Here is a 13,990-nt window from a genome sequence, read left to right as displayed (position 1 = left end):
AGAGACATGAACGATCTCTATCAATTTGTCAACGGACCTTGGTTGAAGTCCCACGTCATCCCCGACGACCGCGGTGTCGACGGCACCTTCCACAAGCTGCGCGATGATGCCGAAACAAACGTGCACGATATCGTGGCCGAAGGTAACGGGCTCGCCTCCACCTTGTTCGCCTCCTTCATGGACACCGACGCGATCAACAACGCCGGGGTTGCCCCGCTTGACGACGATTTCGCCCTGTTGTCCGTCGCAGATATCGACGAGTTCGCCGCCGCCTTGGGCAAGCTCGAGCGCGTCGGTGTCGGTGCCCCGCTGACGTATTTCATTGAGAAGGATTCCCAGGGCGAGAACTCGGTCGCCTACTTGGTGCAGTCCGGTCTGGGGCTTCCCGACGAGGCCTATTACCGCTCCGAGTCCCACGCGGACACGTTGGCCGAATATGAAAAGCACGTGGCCGAGATGCTGGGATTCTTGGACCCCGAGGTGCTCTTCGGGCTGCCCGTGGAGGCCGCTGCCACCCGCATTGTCGCCATGGAAAAGGAACTGGCCGCCGGCCACTGGGACGTGGTGAAGACCCGCGACGCGATGGCCACCTATAACCCCACCGACATCTCCGAGCTGCCGGAGATTATCCAGACCATGCTGGCGGGATCTGGGCTGACCGAGGGCCGTGTGATCAACATGATGCCGTCCTTCACCGACCACTTGGCCCGCCTGCTACGCCCCGATAACTTGGCGGACTGGCAGCTGTGGGCCACCTGGGCCATTCTGCGCTCCCGCGCCGGCGTGCTGGCGGAAGAGATCGGCGCGAAGAACTTCGAGTTTTATGGCACCACTCTTTCCGGCGCAACGCAGCAGCGTGACCGGTGGAAGCGCGGCGTCGGGCTTGCTGAATCGCTGGTGGGCGAAGACATCGGTAAGGAGTACGTGGCACGCTTCTTCCCGCGTGAGTCCAAGGAAAGCATGCTGGAGCTGGTGACCTACCTGATCCGCGCCTACCGCGAGCGTATCTCCCAGCTGGAATGGATGACGGAGACGACCCGCGTGCGTGCCACCGAGAAACTGGCGCAGTTCAATGCGAAGATCGGCTACCCCGACATTTGGCGCAGCTTCGATACTTTGGAATTCAGCCCGGCGGGGACGCACGTGGTCGACAATGTGCGCCGCGGGGCCGAGTTCGAGCACGACTACCAGCTGAACAAGCTGGGCCGTCCCGCCGACCGCGACGAGTGGGTGACCACCCCACAAACCGTCAACGCCTTCTACAACCCGGTGGTCAACGACATCACCTTCCCGGCCGCGATCCTGCAGCCGCCATTCTTCGATCCAGAGGCCGACGCCGCCGAGAACTTCGGCGCCATCGGCGCGGTGATTGGCCACGAAATCGGCCACGGCTTCGACGACCAGGGCTCCCGCTACGACGGCCTGGGCAACTTGAATTCTTGGTGGACGGAGCAGGACCGCGAGGCCTTCGACAAGCTCACCTCAACGCTGGTCAAGCAGTTCGACGGCCTGATCCCCTCCGTTCTGGAGGGCAAGGAAGGCATCGATGGTGTCAATGGTGAATTCACCTTGGGCGAAAACATCGGTGACCTGGGTGGACTGGGCATCGCGGTGGTGGCCTACCAGATGTATCTGAAGGACAAGGGCCTGGACGACGGCCCCGAGCAGCCCTTCGACGTCGAGGGCGCCGACCCCGCCTTGGACGAAGAGGAATACACGGGCATGCAGCGCCTCTTCCTGGCCTGGGCACGCGTGTGGCGCACCGCCATCCGCCCAGAGATGGCGGAGCAGTACTTGGCGATCGACCCACACTCGCCCGCCGAGTTCCGCTGCAACGTGATCGCCGCGAATATCGACGACTTCTACGAGGCGTTTCCCACTATCGACGAATCCTCCCCGATGTGGATCGCCCCGGAGAACCGCGTCACCATCTGGTAGCGCTAGCGGTCCATCCAGGAGAGCTCGGCCAGGACACGCTTGTCCTCCGGGTTCTCCGGCGGCCAACCAGTCAGGCGCATCCTTGAGGTGGTGTGACCCCTCGCGATTTCGCGGCCGGGCACCAACAGGTTCGGGATGCGCAGCAGGAAAGAGCGGGGCTTATCGTCGATAAGCACTGTTCCGACGGCACGCTGGCGGGTGTACTCCGAAATTTTTACTGCGCCGACGCTGGACAATTCCTCCTCGGTTCCGGAGCCACGCACGTCGACGGCGGGGCCGGAACCGTTAGAGTATTCAGCGCCGTTGTCGGCTTCGAGGATCACGCGGATCACCTCGCGCACCGCCACCGCGTTCGAGGTCAGCGGCGCTACATAGCGGGTGCCCAACACCGGGTGCTCGGTGGCGGTGAACAGCGCCTCGGGTGCCTCGTCGGTCTCCGTGTACACGGTGGCGAACTGCATCAAGCGCCGCTCCATGTCGTGGCCGATGTGGATTTCGATCCCCACCTTGCCGTCCGGGTCGACGAAACGGTAGGAACCGAGCAGGTCCTGAATCGCGCCGAAATGCGCGACGATCGATTCCTTGGTCGGGTCTAGTTCGACATCATAAATTTCTGCAACACCACTCATGTCGCTCTCCTTGGGGTAGCTGGGCCAGCGTGGACGTGTTGCCATTCAAATGTACCCCTCTGCCATCGCCTACGCTTAGGAGCTATGACTCCTCCACCGAAACTAGAACCGGGCGACCCCACGGACGACTACCCCATCAACGAGCAAGGGACCGCAGAATTCAACGTCGGGGGCGTGCGCCGCACCCTCCCCGAGGATAAGCAGTTGGAACAGTTGGTGTCCTACATGGACGCCACCTATCCCCTGCCCGAGTTCACCCCGCCGTGGAAGGGCGGGTCAGGCGATCCGGCCCCCGCTGATCGGTATACGGCCCTGCTGCCAGACCGCATCACGCACGCCGCGATGTTGATGCTGGGCTCCGCGGTGGATCACACCATGCCGGGGGTGGCGTTCTCCGAAGGCGTAGAGGCCACCGAGGTGGCGCTGGGTTCGTCGTTAAGCGCGGCCCAGTTCACGCCTTCGGAGCCAACCGGGCGCTGGGCTGTGTCTTTGCACTCGGGCGGCTGGTGGCGCGGGTCCGGCAATGCGCTGGAGCATTCCTGGCGCCCCGAGGTGGCTGCGGCGGCCCAGCTGTCCGGCACCACGATCCTGGATCTGGACTACCCTCTGCTGCCCGACAACACCCTTGACCAGGTGCTCGACGCGGTGCTGCGCGCTATCGATTATGCGCGTGAGCAGGACGCTGCCTCCGTGACCGCGTGGGGGTATAGTTCCGGTGGCGCTCTGGCTGCGCTGGTGGCCGACGAGGTTGACGCGCTGGTGCTGACATTTCCGGATCTCGCGTCGGTGGCAGCACTTCCCGACGAGCTGCGCGCCGGCCTTGAGGTCCCGGAGGTGACGCGGTGGCCGAAGACTTTCTTGCAGGTAGCGCTTAACGACGAGGTGGCCGCACGGCCGGAGGTTGGCGATGCCGCTGAGAACGTGCAGGTAGCGAAGTATTACTCCACGCACCGAATTGCCACGCCCGCGGTCAACCGCACCAAAATTAAAGACGCCGCGGAATTTCTCCGCGGCGTCTGAGGGAGGGGCTGGCTGCTTAAGGCAGTGCCGACATTGGCACATCCGGAAGCTGCAGTTCCGGAATCTGCGGCAGCTCAGGCAGCACGACCTCCGGTGCCCCGGTCGGGACCAGCCAGTCGCGTGGGATCGCGTTGGTGATTTCCTTCGGTGTGTTCGGAGGTAGGGCATCAACCACGCGCTGTGCCGGCGCCTGGATCGGGCCAACGGAGCTGGTCAGCGGCTGGCCTGGTGCGCCTGCTCCACCTGCAGGGCCGCCGACGAAGCCACGCACGGCGTCGTCAGTGTTCACAGACGCGGGGCCGTAGGTGATCGCTGCGACGGTGAATCCGTGGCCGTAGCTTGCGGTCGCGGTGATGGAGGTGCGGTCATCGGACCAGCCGAACTTGGTGCCCTGCACTCCTGGCAGGCGGGAGGTGCCATAGTTCTGAGCGAACCCGTCTGCGGCGATAGGGGCTGCACCCGACATACCGCGGAGGACAGGTGCTGCCACGGGGTCTGGCTTGATGGCCTCGATGAAGCGGGCGACATCCACCGCGGAGGTGCGCGAGTATCCCCAGTAGCCGGAGGAACGGGTGGCGCCGAGGCCGAACTGGCGGGCGACATCGTTGATCGCGTTCGGGTACGCCCGGTCGAGCTGGGTGGCGATGTTGTCATCAGAGACGCGCAGCATGTGCTCCACCTGGGCCTTGTGCCCTGGGGCACCGTGGTGCAGAACCCAGTAGCCCAGGTAAAGCTTGGCCAGGCTGAGCGCCGGGCGCGATTCGTGCCCGTTCGGCGACGCCGCAACCCTGCCGTCGGAGTAGACCACGGCCAAGGAGGTGCGCGCGGGCACTCCTGCCGGGTTCAGCGTCATGGCATTGGCGGCAGGCACTAGGCCGAGCGTGACGACGAGGGCGAGAAAAACGCCGACTAGTTTCCTCATGGTGTTCGCATCCTCACCTGTTTTAAGTTTCTTCGGAAATCGGTTCCGTGTGAGTATAGCCCAGGCGTCCAGTTCTAGAGGGTTTTTGAGATTGTTCGCGCATCGATGACGAAACGGTAGCGCACATCGGAGGCCACAGTGCGGTCATAGGCGCGGTTGATGTAGTCGGCGTCGATGACCTCGATTTCTGGGGTGACATCGTGGTCCGCGCAGAACTGCAGCATCTCTTCCGTTTCCGGGATGCCGCCGACGAGGCTGCCTGAGAGCTTGCGGCGCTTGCTGGTAAAAGCGCGCGCGGGCACCTGAAGCGGCTCATTCGGCAGCCCTAGCTGGACGAACGCGCCATCAAAGCGCAGCAGCTGCATATATTCCGCCACGTCCAGATCCACAGAGACCGAATTGACGATCAGATCGAAATAGTTCAGGTAATCGTCGTTAAGCCCCTGCGCTGTGGGGATCAGCTCGCGCGCGCCGAAAGCCAGGGCGTCCTCGCGCTTGCGGTCGGAGTGGGAAAAGACGGTGACCTCCGCGCCCATCGCCACCGCGATTTTCACGGCGACGTGGCCGAGGCCGCCCATGCCGACGATCGCCACCCGTTTGCCGGGCCCTGCTCCGAAGTGCTTGAGCGGGGAATACGTGGTGATTCCCGCACACAGCAAGGGGGCTGCCGACGCCGAATCAAGCGCCTCCGGGATGCGGACGACGAAGGCCTCTTTCGTGATGATCTCGCGCGCATAGCCACCCTGGGTGTACTCGCCGCCGGCGTACTTGTTCTCCGCGCCGTAGGTCATGGTGGGGCCGTTGTCGCAGTAGGACTGCTCGCCGGCCTGACAGGGCGCGCACTGGCCGCACGAATCGACGAATACGCCCACACCGACTCGGTCGCCTACTTGGTGCCTGGTCACTGCGGGCCCGACCTGGGTGACACGCCCCACGATCTCGTGGCCTGGGACCAGCGGATACGTCCGCGGGCCGAACTCATCGCGCACTGTGTGGATATCCGAGTGGCAGATGCCGGAATAGTCGATGGCGATGCGGACATCGTCGTCACGCATCTCGCGGCGGTCGATGGTCATTGCTTCCAACGGGGCGCCGCCCGACGGGGCACCCCACGCAGTCGTTGTATTCATGCTTTTAAGATACGTCGAACAGTGCGCGGGCGCCGGTTGTGCGTTAGAGATCCAGGATCGAATCCGCCTCGCTGAGCTCCTCCTCGTAGACGGGCTCTGGAGTTTCGCACAACATGACGGTGGCACCCGTGGCGTCGCTGACCAGCAGCAGTGGGCCGAATGATGATTGTTCGGGCCCGCGAATGATCTCGCCGCCGAAGTCCTTCACCAGGCGGGCTGCCTCGTCGATATCGCGTACGCCAAGGTAGGACTGCCAGAAGCCGGGCACCTCATTGGGGAACTGCTCGGTCGCGTCCCACAGGCCGGCAAAAGCTGCGCCGTCTTCGAGGACGAGGGAGTAGCCGTCTTCGGTGGCGGTCTCCCAGTTGAACAGGTTGCGGTAGAAGTCCGCGGCCTGCTCGAAGTGGCCGGTGGCGGTGTACTCGTGCCACACCGGGGTGCCGGGTTCGCCGGCGGCGACGAAAGCGTCCTCCCCTGCAGGCTGGATCAACCCGAACAGGCCGCCGGCGATGTCGGAGCACAGTGCCATCTGGCCCAGCGAGACCTCCGTGGCTGGGGAGAGTACGCGCCCGCCAAGCTCTTCCACGCGCGCGCTATCTGCCGCGATGTCGGCCGAGAGGAAATGGGTCACCCACGTATCTGGGCTGGTGGATTCATGCGGCTGCTGGATAAATCCTGCTACGGGCAGGCCCTGGAGGCGGGCGATGGTGTAGTCCGAGGAGACGTCTTCGTCACTGCTTGCCACACCAGCCGCCGCCTCGTCCCCGCCAGCCCCGCCGATGTCCCACCCCAGCAATTTGGCATAGAAGTAGGTGGATTTGCGCGGGTCCTTGGTGGACATGTCCACCCAGTAGGGCATTCCTGGACGGGCTTCAAAAGCTGGCATGGGTTTAGAGATTCCTCCACTTTTCGGGGTCAAAGTCATCGTTTGCGGTGCGTTCGTCGAAAAAGTCGGCGCTGTCCGCGTCGGTGGTCACGGTGGCGGTGACGCCACCAACGGTGACCTGGTCGCCATCGTGCAAGGTCAGCCCCCGCTGGGTGGCTTCTTCACCGTTGACCAGCACCTCACCGGTGGCGATGAGTTCTTTTGCGTGGCCGCCGGTGTCGACCAGGTTGGCTAGTTTGAGGAATTGGCCGAGTTTGATGGAATCTCCGTTAATCGCAACGTCCATAGTGCACCACCTTAACGGAAAACTCAGGCCAACAGCGTCATCGCGCCTTCCACCACCATCCAGATACCCAGCGCCACAAAGATCACGCCCGCCAGCATGTCGATAAGCCAGCCGTAGCGCTGCAAAGGCTTCGCCACCATGGTGATCAGGAGCGCGAAGGAGACGAACCAAATCACGCCCACCACCGCGAGCGTGACCGCGACGACCGCCATCCAGCCCCACCCCATGTCAGGGCGCACAAACTGGGCAAACACCGCCCCGAAGAACAGCACCGCCTTGGGGTTAGAGAGGTTCGTCGTTAAGCCCAGCCCGAACGCGCGTGACGACGGCATCTCCGGCGCACGCACCACATGCGCGGCGTTGACACCGCGCGACCGCAGCCCACTGTGCACCGACATCGCACCCATCCAGGTCAAGTAGGCGCCGCCCACCAGCTGGAGCACGCTGAGAATCTGCGGCACCGCCTGAATCAGGGCGGACAAGCCCAGCAGGGAGGCGATGATCCAGATGGTGTTTCCCGCCATGATGCCTAGGGCGCAGGCCACACCGTTGGCGCGTGACTTCGCGCCGATGCGGATGATCTGGAACAGATCCGGGCCCGGGCTAGCAATCGCGACGATCCACACACCAATCAAGGTGAGGAGGGAAGCAGTGGTCATGCGCAGAAATCTTAGTTCACGGGGCTAAGCCTGGTCCCTCGGCATGATGGTCATCGTGTCGATGTTCACGTGCTGCGGCAGGCTGGCCACCCAACGCACCGCCTCCGCAACGTCGTCCGCGCTGAGGTTGAGCTTGTCCTCGTAGACGGCGTCGGCACGCGCACCATCGCCCTTGAAACGCTTGCGGGAGAAGTCAGTCTGCACGCGCCCCGGGTCGATCTCGCTAATCCGGATCGGATTATCGGCCTCCTCAATGCGCATCGCGCGGGTCAGCGCCCGCACGCCGTGCTTCGCGGCGTTATAGCCCGCGCCGCCGGCATAGGGGGTGAAGCTGGCCATCGAGCCGATGTTGATGATCTGCCCTTCCGCTTCAATCAGCTTCGCGTACAGCGCCTTGGTCACGCGCACCAGGCCCAGCACGTTGACCTCATACATAAAGCGCCAATCGTCCTCGTCGGCATCACGCACCGGGTCCAGCCCGCGGGCCCCGCCGGCGTTATTGACCAGCAGGTCGACCCGATCAAGCTTATCGACGAGGGCGTCCACCGATTCCTGGCTAGTCACATCAAGCTCAACGGCAATCCCGCCGATCTCTTCTGCCACACGGGTGATGTTGTCTACGTTGCGGGCCGCAACGTAGACGGTCCACTCATCCTTGGCTAAAGCACGGGCAATGGCTTCCCCAATACCTTCGGAGCCGCCGGTCACTACTGCAATTCTTTTGTTCTGTGTGTTGGTCATGGCCCCAGCCTAGCGAGATGTGAACTCCTGCACATGGGTTGAACTGAGATAATTCATTTCCAATTGGCGGGCAGTATTTCTAAGAGAGCACGCGTCCTCATAGCCACCAACCGGGGACCGTGGCCCCGACCGCTTCGACAGATACCACTAACCATTACCCCCACGCGCAAACAACTTGGCATACCCACAAACCATGATGGCAACGGCAATTATGGCCGTTAACGCGAGGTCAAAGACGAGATCCTGATTCTGATTCATAGGATCAGCTACGAGGAGCCCCGCACAGACAATCCACACCCCGAGAAGAAGTACCGCTAGCGTAGCCATCTTTCGCGTCCCCCTCTCCGTCGCGGGAAGGAAACGAAGCCCATGGACGCAAAGGGCTAACGCTAGAAGTACTCCCATCGTGATAACTAATGGGCGTGAATCCGAACTGGTGAAGTCCATCGTCCGGCTTACTATTAGCGGTATGAGCAGAATGACCACTAATGGGATGAAATCAATCTTTCGACTCACAGTGCGCATCACTCCGTCACCTCAAATCCTTTCCACCTTTTGCAGTTATCAGTGAGTGCCTATCACTGATATTATTCTGCTGCATACCACTCCGAAAGGGTTTGGTTCATTCACTACACTCACAGCCATGTCTTTCAACCTCGACGCGATCGGCACCGGCCTTCCCGTGGCTGGTGTCATTGACCAGCTTCCCGCTACCGGTCCCCTTGTCGTCGAGGCTCCTCCCGGCACCGGTAAAACCACGCTGCTTCCTCCGGCGATCAGCAAGATAGCAGGAAAAGTACTGGTCACTGCCCCGCGCAGGGTGGCGGTGCGGGCGGCGGCACGTCGGCTGGCGCAGCTGGATGGGTCGCGGTTGGGTGACCGCGTCGGTTATTCCATCCGCGGCGAGCATTACGACGCCTCCCTAGTGGAGTTCGTGACCCCAGGCGTGCTGCTTAACCGGTTGCTGCGCGACCCAGAACTCACCGGCATCGGCGCTGTCATCGTCGATGAGGTACATGAACGCCAGTTAGACACCGATCTGGTTCTGGCCATGGCCATGGAGGTCGCCGCCCTTCGCGAGGACCTTTATCTTGCCGCCATGTCCGCCACCCTCGACGCCCAAGCACTCGCAGATCACATGGGGGCCACCGTACTGTCGACAGAGGCCGTCACCCACCCCCTTGACATCAGCTACCATCCGCACGAGGGCCGCGCGCGCGGCACCCGCGAGTTCTACCAACACATCGCAGACCTTGCTGCCACCAATCAGTCCAGCGAGCGAACGCTAGTCTTCGTACCCGGCGCGCGCGAAGTAGAGCTAGTCTGCCAGGCACTCCCCCACGCAGCGCCCCTACACGGCCGCCTCACCAGCAAGGAACAGGACGAGGCCCTCAACGGCGACGCACCAGTAGTCGTAGCCACCACCATCGCCGAATCCTCCATCACCGTGCCGGGCGTGCACCGTGTGGTTGATGCCGGCTTGGCCCGCGTCCCACGCCGCGACGCCGCCCGCGGCATGACCGGCCTGGTCACCGTATCGACCGCCCGCTCCAGCGCCGATCAGCGCGCCGGCCGCGCCGGACGTCTCGGCCCCGGCACAGTACTGCGCGCCTATTCCCAGGACGACTACCAGCACTTCGCACCCGAGATCACCCCGGAGATCGCCACCAGCGACCTCACCTCCGCGGCACTGACCTTGGCCGCGTGGGGTACACCCCGCGGCACCGGCTTACCGCTTATCGACGATCCACCCGCCCCTGCCATCCGTGACGCTCAGAAGGTACTTCAAGCTCTCGGTGCTGTTGACGATGCCGGACACATTACCGATCACGGCACCACCCTGGCCCGCATGCCTTTGGACCCGCGCCTGGCATCGGCACTGGTCATACATGGTGCCGGCGCCGCTAACACTGTCGCCGCCCTAGCCGAAGGATTATCGGGCGATCTGGATCAGGTGCGCGCCCCAAAACGGCAGGTGGAAAGGTTGGCACGCCTCGTCGATAAGCAAGGGCCTGTACCCGCCGGCGACGTGGTGGCCAGCGCTTTTCCGGGCTGGGTGGGCAAGCGTGTCGGCGAGGAGTACCTGCTAGCGGCGGGCACGCGGGCGAAGCTCGACTCCTCACTGGTCGGCATGCGATCGTCGGAGTGGATCGCCGCCGCTGAAGTGCAGCTCACCGCACGCGGGGCCATCATCCGCTCGGCCGCGGCTTTAAGCGGGGTGCCCGAGGACCGCGTCGCTGAAGAAACGCGCGCCAGCCTCGACGGCGGCAAGGTGCGGGGACGGAAGGTTAAAGCAGTCGGGGCTATTGAGCTGAGCTCAACTCCTGTGAAGTTATCGCCCGCTGAAGCCGCGGAGGCACTCCACGATGTGGGTTTGGAGCACTTCACTTTTTCCGAGAAGGCCCAAGCGCTGAAGGACCGCATGGACTTCGCACACCAACACCTAGGCGAGCCGTGGCCCGATGTCGCGGAGGGCGACTACTCTCCGGAGATCATGCAACTGGCCAAGGGTGCGTCGATAAGCGCGATCGATATGTACCCGGCGCTGCACCGCCAACTGCCCTGGCCGGAGGCTTCGCGTTTCGACGAGCTGGTGCCCGCCCGCCTAAGCGTGCCCAGTGGGTCCAATCCACGGATTTCTTATGCGACTGGGCGGCCCATTGTCCGCGTCAAGCTGCAGGAATGTTTCGGTTTAGCCACTTCGCCGGAGGTGTGCGGGGTGCGCGTGCTGTTCCACCTGCTGTCGCCGGCGGGTCGTGAGCTCGCCGTCACCGATGACCTGCGCAGTTTCTGGGACGGGCCCTACCAAGACGTGCGCAAAGAGATGCGGGGGCGCTACCCCAAGCACCCGTGGCCCGAAGATCCGTGGACTGCGCAGGCGACCGCGCGAACCAAGAAACGGATGTAGGGGCGGGGCTGGTGCGGGGCTGGTGCGCTTCGGGGCCTTCCCCTGTTTCACAAACCGATATAGTCCTCTGGCTATAGTGCTCCCCTTTTCACAAACCGATATAGTCCTCTGACTATAGTGCGAGTGGGCTGTTGAAAACCTAATGGCAACGTGCAGTATGTAGCGAGGACTATAACGGTTTACAAAATAGGCCGGTTCCGAACCGGTCGGTGGCCGGTCTCCACCACCAAAACCGCAGGACGCCTGCAATGCAGGCGCGTGCAGGTTATCAATCAGCTGCGATTGCCAACCTGCACGTATAAAACTTATCTCGACCAGTCGTCCAGGACCTCAAGATGGTCAGCCGCCGGAGCCCAGGGCCACAAACCGATATAGTCCTCTGCCCATAGTGCGACCAACTTGTTGAAAACCTATCGACAACGCGTAGTATGTAGCGAGGACTATAACGGTTTACAAATGGGCCGGTTCCAAACCAGCCGGCGGCTGGCATCCGCCACCAAAAACCGCAGGAGGCCTGCAATGCAGGCATGCGGCTTGGTTGCCACAAACCCCTACGCGAAGAGGCGCGCCTCGTTCTCCGCGATCACGGCGGCCATGTCTTCGTCGCGGAGTTCGGTCAATTTCTCAACGACACCGCGCAAAGAGGTCGAGACTTCGTCGGCAAGCGAACGCGGGTCGTGGTTGCCGGGGCTGCTGGGCAGATCGGTCTCCAGCAAGAGGCGGTCCGCGGGCACCTGGGAAACATAGGCCCGGCCGCGTTTGGTCTCGAGCATGCGTGGGTTGATACTGATGTGGCCACCAGTGCGGATGTGGCGGGTTAGTTCGTCGCTGGTGCCAGAAAACCAGTGGATGATCGGCACCACGCCGCGCTCGACGACGCGCAGCTCCTCCAGCACATCAAGGACAGCCGTCACGGAGCGCACGGCATGGATCGATGCCACATACTGCACACCACGGGAAGCGGCGGCATCGCAGGTCACCGCCATCACGCGACGGAACACGTCCACTTGCAAGTCGGCGGAATCCATATGGCGGGGTGCGAAATCCAGACCCACCTCGCCCACGAAACGGGTCTGCTGCAGCGCCGCCTCAAAAGCATCGAGCCCGCCGTCATCGACGTACCACGGGTGGTATCCCACCGCGCTTCGCACCCCGGGCACGGCCTCGAAATCGGTGGGCACAACGGTTTGGGCGACGATCTCCACGTTGCGGGCGGAGAGCCCGTCGATAAGCACCGTGCGGGAAAAACGAGGAAGAAAATCGAGGTGGAAGTGGGTGTCAAGCATCGGCGGTTTCCTTGCGCATGCGCGGGGCGTTCGGGAAAGGCTCCAGACCGGCGAGGCGGCGAATGGCCACTCCGGCCATCATCTGGCCCATGATCGGCGGCATGTAGCTCATCGACCCCAACGTCTCCCCTTTCGTGCGCGCGCCCGGATTGGCCACGCGAACCGGTTCCTCCGCCGAGTACAGAACCTCGATGCCGCGGATCCCGCGCACCAGCGCCTCGTGGCGGATCACCTTGGCCATCGGGCAGTTCTGTGTGCGTCGGATCTGGGCCACGCGCAGGTGGGACGGGTCCAGCTTGTTCGCCGCGCCCATCGCGCTGAGCAGGTAAATGCCCCGCTCAGCGCACCACTGCGCCACGGCCAGCTTCTGCGAAATGGTGTCGATGCAGTCCAGCACGTAGTCCGGCCGCGGCAGCGCACTGAGCACATCGGACACGTTGTCGGGCATCAGTTTGATGTCGCGGACGGTGACCTGGCAGTCCGGGTTGATCTCATGGATCATCTCCGCCATCACCTCCGGCTTGCGCCGCCCCAGCGTGGAGCTAAAAGCCAGCGCCTGCCGATTGATATTGGATTCTTCGATCACGTCGCAGTCCAGGATCACCAAGCGCCCGACCCCACCACGCGCCAGCGCTTCCGCACACGCCGACCCCACCCCACCAAGGCCGAGCACCAGGACGGTCGCCCCGAAAAGTTTCTCCAGGCCCTCCTCGCGGAGGATCAGTTTCAGCCTGGCATGGCGCTCGCTATAGCGCATCCGCTTCCCCTTTTTTGCTTAACGACGATTTCTCGCGCAACTAAGCATACTTAGCCATACTTAGGCCGCCCACTCCTGCCAGCCCAGGTACACACTTAGAACAACGACCAAGGTCAGCAGCGCGTAGCGCACCAACTTCGCCCCGCCTCCCAGCACGGTGCGCGCACCCAGCTGAGCACCCCCGATATTGGCCACCGCCAGGGCCAGCGCCAGCCCCCACTGCACGTGGCCGCCCACGATGAATACCGCCAGCGCGCCCACATTGGTCGCGGTGTTGACCACCTTGGACATCGCCGCTGATTTCAGGAAGTTCTGGGAGAAGATGGCGGTAAAACCCATGATCAGGAACATTCCGGTCCCGGGGCCGAAGATGCCGTCGTACAGCCCCACGGCCGCGACCAGCAGCACACCCAGCAGTACTCGGGTGCGGCCGGCCACGCCCTCCCCTTCTTCCTGGCCGAAGGACGGTTTGAACGCCACGAAAAGGCCAGCGGCCACGAGCAACACGATGATGAAGGGCCGCATGAAGGTATCGTCGATAAGCGATGCCAGCGTGGCACCCACACCCGAACACACCGCCGCCGCCAGTGCAAAGGGCCACACGTGGCGGGGCACGCCGACGCGGCGGACCAGCGTGAATGCCGCCGACGCCGTGCCCGAGACCGCGGCGACCTTATTCGTAGCCAGCACGCTGGCGGCGGGCATGCCGGTGGTGGCCATGAGCACGGGGATCAGGATCAAACCTCCACCGCCGATGACCGCGTCCACCCACCCTGCGATGGCCGCAGCTGCGAGAAGAAGGGCAAGCACCTTTTCTACGATAATGTA

13 protein-coding genes are annotated in these 13,990 nt (G+C 63.2%); 3 read left to right on the top strand and 10 right to left on the bottom strand.

The window, feature by feature from the left end; genetic code table 11:
* The first annotated feature begins 6 nt into the window (after positions 1 to 6).
* On the top strand, positions 7 to 1,938 hold the full coding sequence (locus tag B097_RS0110505; protein ID WP_018582488.1) for a M13 family metallopeptidase: 1,932 nt from the start codon (positions 7 to 9) through the stop codon (positions 1,936 to 1,938).
* A gap of 2 nt (positions 1,939 to 1,940) precedes the next feature.
* On the opposite strand, the gene B097_RS0110500 is transcribed toward B097_RS0110505, so the two are convergent.
* On the bottom strand, positions 1,941 to 2,567 hold the full coding sequence (locus B097_RS0110500) for a CG0192 family protein (RefSeq protein WP_018582487.1): 627 nt from the start codon (positions 2,565 to 2,567) through the stop codon (positions 1,941 to 1,943).
* Positions 2,568 to 2,651: 84 nt separating this feature from the next.
* Here B097_RS0110500 and B097_RS0110495 point away from each other — a divergent pair, with 84 nt between their 5' ends.
* Entirely contained in the window at positions 2,652 to 3,587 is a 936-nt protein-coding gene (locus B097_RS0110495; protein ID WP_018582486.1) for an alpha/beta hydrolase, read from the top strand.
* A 16-nt stretch (positions 3,588 to 3,603) separates the two neighbouring features.
* On the opposite strand, the gene B097_RS13180 is transcribed toward B097_RS0110495, so the two are convergent.
* The 6 genes from B097_RS13180 to B097_RS0110465 form a co-directional block, all read right to left on the bottom strand.
* Positions 3,604 to 4,509: a serine hydrolase gene (locus B097_RS13180; protein WP_018582485.1), complete on the bottom strand. Its 906-nt coding sequence runs from the start codon at positions 4,507 to 4,509 to the stop codon at positions 3,604 to 3,606.
* Between the two features lie 74 nt (positions 4,510 to 4,583).
* Complete coding sequence (locus B097_RS0110485) at positions 4,584 to 5,639, bottom strand: NAD(P)-dependent alcohol dehydrogenase (RefSeq protein ID WP_026254467.1); 1,056 nt, start codon at positions 5,637 to 5,639, stop codon at positions 4,584 to 4,586.
* Positions 5,640 to 5,682: 43 nt separating this feature from the next.
* Positions 5,683 to 6,525: a VOC family protein gene (locus B097_RS0110480; protein ID WP_018582483.1), complete on the bottom strand. Its 843-nt coding sequence runs from the start codon at positions 6,523 to 6,525 to the stop codon at positions 5,683 to 5,685.
* A 4-nt stretch (positions 6,526 to 6,529) separates the two neighbouring features.
* Positions 6,530 to 6,811, bottom strand: coding sequence for an RNA-binding S4 domain-containing protein (locus tag B097_RS0110475; protein WP_018582482.1), 282 nt, complete (start codon positions 6,809 to 6,811; stop codon positions 6,530 to 6,532).
* A 23-nt stretch (positions 6,812 to 6,834) separates the two neighbouring features.
* The gene (locus tag B097_RS0110470; RefSeq protein WP_018582481.1) at positions 6,835 to 7,470 is read right to left on the bottom strand and encodes a LysE family translocator; all 636 of its coding nucleotides are present in this window, start codon (positions 7,468 to 7,470) and stop codon (positions 6,835 to 6,837) included.
* Positions 7,471 to 7,494: 24 nt separating this feature from the next.
* Positions 7,495 to 8,211, bottom strand: coding sequence for an SDR family oxidoreductase (locus B097_RS0110465; protein ID WP_026254466.1), 717 nt, complete (start codon positions 8,209 to 8,211; stop codon positions 7,495 to 7,497).
* 643 nt (positions 8,212 to 8,854) lie between these two features.
* Between B097_RS0110465 and B097_RS0110455 the strand changes: the two genes are divergently transcribed.
* Positions 8,855 to 11,119: an ATP-dependent RNA helicase gene (locus B097_RS0110455; protein ID WP_018582478.1), complete on the top strand. Its 2,265-nt coding sequence runs from the start codon at positions 8,855 to 8,857 to the stop codon at positions 11,117 to 11,119.
* A 551-nt stretch (positions 11,120 to 11,670) separates the two neighbouring features.
* On the opposite strand, the gene B097_RS0110450 is transcribed toward B097_RS0110455, so the two are convergent.
* The 3 genes from B097_RS0110450 to B097_RS0110440 are packed head-to-tail and all read right to left on the bottom strand — an operon-like array spanning position 11,671 to position 13,972.
* Complete coding sequence (locus tag B097_RS0110450) at positions 11,671 to 12,405, bottom strand: TatD family hydrolase (protein WP_018582477.1); 735 nt, start codon at positions 12,403 to 12,405, stop codon at positions 11,671 to 11,673.
* Positions 12,398 to 13,162: a tRNA threonylcarbamoyladenosine dehydratase gene (locus B097_RS0110445; protein ID WP_018582476.1), complete on the bottom strand. Its 765-nt coding sequence runs from the start codon at positions 13,160 to 13,162 to the stop codon at positions 12,398 to 12,400. Before B097_RS0110445 ends, B097_RS0110450 begins: the two co-directional genes overlap by 8 nt.
* 60 nt (positions 13,163 to 13,222) lie before the next feature.
* Complete coding sequence (locus B097_RS0110440) at positions 13,223 to 13,972, bottom strand: TSUP family transporter (RefSeq protein WP_018582475.1); 750 nt, start codon at positions 13,970 to 13,972, stop codon at positions 13,223 to 13,225.
* Between the last annotated feature and the right edge of the window lie 18 nt (positions 13,973 to 13,990).

The sequence above is a fragment of the Corynebacterium pilosum DSM 20521 = CIP 103422 genome, from assembly GCF_000373805.1.
GTDB lineage: Bacteria > Actinomycetota > Actinomycetes > Mycobacteriales > Mycobacteriaceae > Corynebacterium > Corynebacterium pilosum.
Note: the sequence above shows the minus strand (reverse complement) of the source record. Positions and strands in the feature narration are given on the sequence as shown.